General features: G+C 46.7%; 2 protein-coding genes. One reads left to right on the top strand and one right to left on the bottom strand.

Annotated elements, in window-relative coordinates; all coding sequences use genetic code 11:
- A partial coding sequence (locus ACTHUT_RS18970; RefSeq protein WP_440419407.1) for a hypothetical protein occupies nucleotides 1–314 on the top strand: 314 nt, incomplete at its 5' end.
- 206 nt (nucleotides 315–520) lie between these two features.
- Here the strand turns inward: ACTHUT_RS18970 and clpX are convergent.
- The gene (gene clpX, locus ACTHUT_RS18965; protein WP_250599948.1) at nucleotides 521–1,786 is read right to left on the bottom strand and encodes an ATP-dependent Clp protease ATP-binding subunit ClpX; all 1,266 of its coding nucleotides are present in this window, start codon (nucleotides 1,784–1,786) and stop codon (nucleotides 521–523) included.
- Between the last annotated feature and the right edge of the window lie 252 nt (nucleotides 1,787–2,038).

Here is a 2,038-nt window from a genome sequence, read left to right as displayed (position 1 = left end):
CTCTTGCAACCGGTAGTCTGATGTTGGCAGCTTGTTCTTCTTCCAAACCTGAAGAAGCGGCAGCACCACGCATCACTGTTGAAGAAGCAATGACTCAATGCCAACAAGCATCTGGTGAAAATGCTGACCGCGCTGTATTTGATGCCTGCATGAAAGACAAAGGCTATCAACGTACCGCTGAATCAGCTGCCTCCGAGCCTGCTGCATCTGAGCCTGTAGCTGCTCCTGAAACTGCTGCTCCTGAAGCTGCGGCTTCTGAACCTGCCGCCAAAGCTGCTCCAGCTAAAAAAGCTGTTAAAAAAGTAAAAAAATAAGCTTCATAAAATTCAAGGAAGTCACTCTCATCAATACTCCGGATGAAGGCAGACTTAGAGCAACTTGAAAACAAAGGCCGTCTGAATATGTTTCAGACGGCCTTTGTTTTTCATGTATAAGACCATTATTCAAAGATATACTTTTGGTTTTATTAAAAAATAAAAAAGACGTGTAGCGAGTACACGTCTTTTTCGGAGAATGATCCTTATTGCTTATATTCGCTGCCGTCTTCACGGAAAAGTTTTGGCTGTTCGCCTTTTTCCACGACCTCTTTATTGATGACGACTTTTGCTACGCCTTTCAAATCCGGTAGGGCGTACATGGTGTCCAAGAGGCAACGTTCGACGATAGAGCGCAGGCCGCGCGCACCGGTTTTACGTTCCATCGCCAGTTTGGCGATGCTGCGCAAGGCGTCTTCTTCAAACTCAAGACCGACATCTTCCATTGCAAACAAGGTTTGATATTGTTTGACCAAGGCATTTTTCGGTTCGGTCAAAATGTTGACCAAAGCATCTTCGTCCAATTCTGCCAATGTGGCAATCACGGGCAGACGGCCGATAAGCTCGGGAATCAAACCGAATTTAATTAAGTCTTCAGGCTCGACTGTTTCAAACAGGGCTGAAATATCGGCGTTTTCATCTTTGCTGTGCACCGCCGCACCAAAGCCGATACCACCTTTTTCAGTACGTTGGCGGATGACTTTTTCCAAGCCGGCAAATGCACCGCCGCAGATAAAGAGGATGTTGGTGGTATCAACGTTGATGAATTCTTGGTTCGGATGTTTGCGGCCGCCTTGCGGAGGAACGCTCGCTACCGTGCCTTCAATCAGTTTCAGCAAGGCTTGTTGCACGCCTTCGCCGGATACGTCGCGCGTGATGGATGGATTGTCGCTTTTGCGTGAAATTTTATCGATTTCATCGATATAAACGATGCCGCGCTGGGCTTTTTCAACGTCAAAATCACATTTGCCCAAAAGTTTGGTGATGATTTGTTCGACATCTTCACCAACATAACCGGCTTCGGTCAAAGTTGTGGCATCCGCCATGACAAAAGGAACATCCAGTTTGCGCGCCAAAGATTGCGCCAACAGAGTTTTACCTGAGCCGGTAGGGCCGATGAGCAGGATGTTGGATTTGGACAACTCGACTTTGCCCTCTGCTTTCGGGTGGCGCAGGCGTTTGTAGTGGTTGTAAACCGATACTGCCAACGCTTTTTTTGCGTGTTCCTGACCGATAACGTGGTCGTTGAGGTTGGCAACGATTTCGGCCGGGGTAGGCAGTTTTTTCTCGGTGTTTTCTGCGTTCACTTTGGCAAGCTCGTTTTCAATCTCGCCTGATTCGTTGTCTTGCAGCATCATGCCGCAAGTTTCTACACATTCGTTGCAGATGAAGGCGTGTTCGCCTTCGATCAGATTTTTAACGTCGTTTTCGGACTTCCCGCAGAATGAACAGGTGCGTTTTTCTTCAGACATAATAATTTCTTCGTATGGTTGTATGGAGGCTGTGTTGTAAAGGGGGAACAGATATTTCGGGCGTATTGCCGGATTGAGGGAATGCCTCTGACAAAGGAGCCTAAGTATAATGACTATCTTGTGTTTTTTCAAATCAGAGCAGGCATTGCGCCGTATCGTCTAAGAAACAGATGCGGACGTTGGATTTGAATATCTCACAAACAAACGCAAAGTTTTCTCAACTCGCTTTACAATTGTTGAAAAATTTAACAG

It is taken from the genome of Neisseria sp. P0022.S010 (assembly GCF_051956635.1).
The sequence above is the reverse complement of the archived record's forward strand: the minus strand, read 5'-3'. Positions and strand labels throughout refer to the sequence as shown.